Source organism: Protofrankia sp. CiP3, assembly GCF_917627345.1.
In the GTDB taxonomy this organism is placed as follows: Bacteria; Actinomycetota; Actinomycetes; order Frankiales; family Frankiaceae; genus Protofrankia.
The window spans coordinates 1-3,960 of record NZ_CAKJTM010000061.1 but is presented as its reverse complement, the minus strand read 5'-3'; the positions used below and the strand labels follow the sequence as shown (position 1 = coordinate 3,960).

Genomic DNA, 3,960 nt, shown 5'->3' with positions numbered 1-3,960 from the left:
CCTCCTCCCGCCGACCCAGGCTCGCCAGCCGCCCCGACAGGTTGTTCAGCGACCCGGCCAGGTCGGGGAGGACAGCGTCGGGATCGGCGACGGCACATCCCCGCAAAAGATCAACAGCACGGGTAGTGATCTTCATGGCAAGATCGTCGAGGATCAGGCTCCGCTCCGGGAGCACATACACCAACAATCGAACCTGCTCAACAGTCAGACGAGGCACAACCTCCGCAACAGCGGTGAGGAGCACCGACGGATCATCGACTTGCTGGGCCACGATCAGCGCGGCAGCGCCGAGCAGACCGGGGTAGGCGCGGACGAGCCGGCGTGCCTCATCAGACGCACCCGGCTGATGGACCCGGGCGCGCATGAGCACGGTCAGCGCCTGGACCGCCTGACCAGGCGAAGCATCCGCGAGAACCCGGCCCGCCAGCTCATGCCTGTCCGCGGCAAGATCGACCGCGACCAGGTGTTCGGCGAGCCGGTCGGGTGCCACCCCCGCCCAATACGCCGCCCCCGACCCACCGCCGGTTTCGGCGGGATGGAGCTCATGGAGCCAGGACGCGACCGCAAGGCGGCGATCCGAATCCTTCCGGATGCCGTCGAGCAACGGCACCCGGCCAATCGTGGCGATCGCCTCCGGCTCGTCCGCAGCCCCGCACAACGTCGCGGTAACCACCGTCGAGCGCAACGTGGCCGGCTCGTAGGGCAGACCACGGGTGCGGGCGAACCGCTCCCAGTAGTCGGCCTCGTGAGCCAGAATGCGGTCCTCGATCGCCACGGCCCCGCCGCCGGGATGTGGGCTGCGGCCCTGTTCCAGCAACGCGGCTAACCCGGCCATGTGGACCGCGAACACCGACCGGAACCGCTCCCCGGCCAGGACGGGCGGTGTCACGCGCACCGCTGCGGCCACGGCCGTCCAGTCCACCGCCGGATCAACCCGAGGAAGCCAGCCCGCCAGAGCGGTCACCGCATCCCGGAACCGGCCCGGCCGGTCCGTCTCCCCGGCGTCCAACACATCCAGGTACTCGGCATGCGCGGGAACCAGCAGACGGTCCAGATCATCACTGAGTCGATCGGTCCACCAGCGGCCCGCCGACCGCGCCAGCAGCAGCAGACGCAACCGGCCGGCCGCACCGGCCTGCCGGAACCCCTCCAGGATCTTCCCGATCGTCGCCACCCGGGTCTCGGCATAGTCGACCGCGAGCAGCACCGGCACCTGGCTATCAGCGATCCGGCCCAGCGCCTCATCGAACGCCGCGTCCCCCTCGTCCCGGTCCACGGACACCGGTTTGCGGATCAACCCCGTGACCCAGCCCGCTGCTTCCCGTTCGGCGCAGACCTGCCGGGCGAGCCGAGTCTTGCCCTGCCCACCCGGACCGTGCACCAGCCACACCGACACCTCCGCCGGCTCCGCACACCAACCGGCCAGCCGCGTCCGCAGCCCCTCCCGGCCATCAAACGGGACCACTTCCCACCGCGGCTGCAACAACGTCGCCGGCGACGGCAGCCGCGCCGGAACCGGCACCGGAGCCGGAAACAACCCCGCCAGCTCCACCGACGCCACCGGCAGCCGGCCCGTCGACCCCACCTGGTCGGTGAACCCCGCCGCAGCCACGATCACCGCGGCCGGCACCACCGTCAGCCGGCTGTGCGCGAACCGGGGATCATCCAGGGCCACCAGCCCGATCAACAGACCCCCGGCGAACACCGCCGCCCCCGACATCCCCGCCCACGGCGACTTCGCTACCGCGTTCGCCGGGGGCAGCGGCGGCACCCCGTCCACGACCAGCGCATACCGGCCCGCCCGTAGTCCACTCCCCGGATGGACCCGGCCGGTCAGGTGCTCGACCTCCCGGTCCCCTGTCGTGAGATCCTTGACGACCCGCGGGAACCCCAACGCCTCACAGGCCACCCGTCCGGCCTGCCCGGTCAGCCGCCCCCAGCGCACCGGCCGACACCCCGCCGGCTCCACCCCACCATCAATCTCGATCAGCGCGGCATCGATGTCACCGCGCCGCGCTGGCCACACCACCCGGCCCGGCACACACCCGTCTTCGGAGACCGACTGCACCGCAACATCCCGGCGGGCTGTCCCATCCGTGTTGAACACCACGTGCGCTGCGGTCAGGACCAACCGCCCCCCGATCCGATACCCCGATCCCGACGCGGTCGTCCCCGATGCGGTCACCGCCCGGATCTCCATCACCTGGCCGTAGCCCACCCCGGCTGCCATGGCGGTCAGTCCTCGTCAGCGACTTCCAGCGGACCACCGGCACTGTCCAGCGGGTGCAACGTCACCGTCAACCGGTGCGTCGTCCCCGACGACCGGCCGCCCTTACCGCCCAGCGTCACAACGCCCAACCGCACGCCCGCTTCACCCTGACCGTTCTGCGTGACCTCCAGCGCGAACTCCAACTCCACCGGCCCCAAGCCGAATCGCACCGGCTCCCCGGCACCCGCCAGCCGCGCCGTTGCTAACTCGCGGCGCACCGCCCCGATCGCGTCCGACAACTCCACCCACGGCTCGTCAGCCATCTCTACCCCCTGCTCGTGCGGAACGTCCCGGAATCGTCGCACACTGCCATCCCTCTCCCGCGCCCAGCCCCGCAGGGCAGCCACACGGGCTGGCCAGGACAAACGCGCCCTCGCGTGTCAGACAGCCACGGCCCCGGAACCCCGATGATGCCCCGGCCCGGCCAGCCCCACCGACGATCTCCGGTGCCCGGGCTGACAGCAACCGCTGACAGCAACACGGGCGGACGACGGCGGATGCCCACGCACGACCGAGGCCCGCCGACCCGAGCTGGCGAACGTCAGCGGACCTCTACGGACATCACGAACGTGACTCTTAATCTGCTGCGGGTCGTCCTCGCCATTTTGCGGCCTGCGACGAGTGAAGTAGCAGTCGCGCCGACGGATCAACCATCAACCAACGCGGGGATCTCCCTTCGATCGCCAGTAGACGCTGGCCGCCTTATCCGCTCGTTCCGCCCATTCCGGATCCGCAGGAACTTGCCGTACGAGAAATCGAAGGAAGTGCAAATATGCGAGCCACGCAACTAGGCTACAGATTGGCGGCAAGATTCCGGCTGCAAGCAGCACAAAGACAGAGACGGGCGACACGGCGCTCCAACCATGCCCCAGCGGCACCCGGCTACCGTCGGGGCGTCTACCCGCCGACGACAGGAACGAGCGGGAACCAGCGGAACGCAGCGCTAACTTCGCGCAACGAAACGCTCGCCACGCCGGGAGGCGAACCCTCGAGTATGAGCCGCTGGCCTTAGGTTCGCGCTCCAACGAAAACTCTCATGCCCTCGTCCCGAGGCATGAGACCGACGTCGCGAGAAACGATCTTAAGTCCCAAGCTGAGCTTAGCCGGAGGAAACGCGTCGCACAAGAGAGGATGTTGCATGAACCCTATGTGCATTGGCCTCGGCTGTTCACACCGTAGATTCTTGATCTATGTGGCAGGGCTACCCCGGTGACGGGAAGGTGCCCCTGACCTGGGAGGATGCGGGTGTCAAAACGGGGCGCTACAGCTATTTGCTCGTTCTCAAGCCCGTTAGTGCCGCCCTTGGACGCTCGCCGTATCCGTTACGGCGGGAAGCATCGAGCCGCGGCAGCCGGAAGGCGGAGCACGGGAGCGATTGTCAGGGACTGCCGCCGGGCCGGCAGACCAGGTGCCTGCGCCTCTTGATTTGTGGATCAGGATTAGGCACGTTCTGTGACGTCCGCATCTGGAGCCGCCGTACTGCAGTTGTACTGCAACGGGAGTAGACGGCCATGGACGTCGGTGGACGGTGCCAGGCCTGTGACCTGCACCGGCGGACAGCAGTGGACATGCGTGGACGGTTCGCCGAGGGCTACGGATCAAGAGGTTGGGGGTTCGAGTCCCTCCGAGCGCGCAGTATGCATCCCCAACCCGGCCGGCGGACCGCTGGCCGGGTTTGTCGTTGGAACGAT

The 3,960-nt window shown here is 68.7% G+C and carries 2 protein-coding genes; both read right to left on the bottom strand.

All coding sequences use genetic code 11. The features are described from left to right. On the bottom strand, positions 1-2,230 hold a 2,230-nt coding region (locus MJ797_RS18340; protein ID WP_239336706.1), incomplete at its 3' end, for a serine protease. Between the two features lie 5 nt (positions 2,231-2,235). Continuing rightward, a complete protein-coding gene (locus MJ797_RS18335; protein ID WP_239336703.1) occupies positions 2,236-2,574 on the bottom strand; it encodes a trypco2 family protein in 339 nt (112 codons plus the stop codon). Between the last annotated feature and the right edge of the window lie 1,386 nt (positions 2,575-3,960).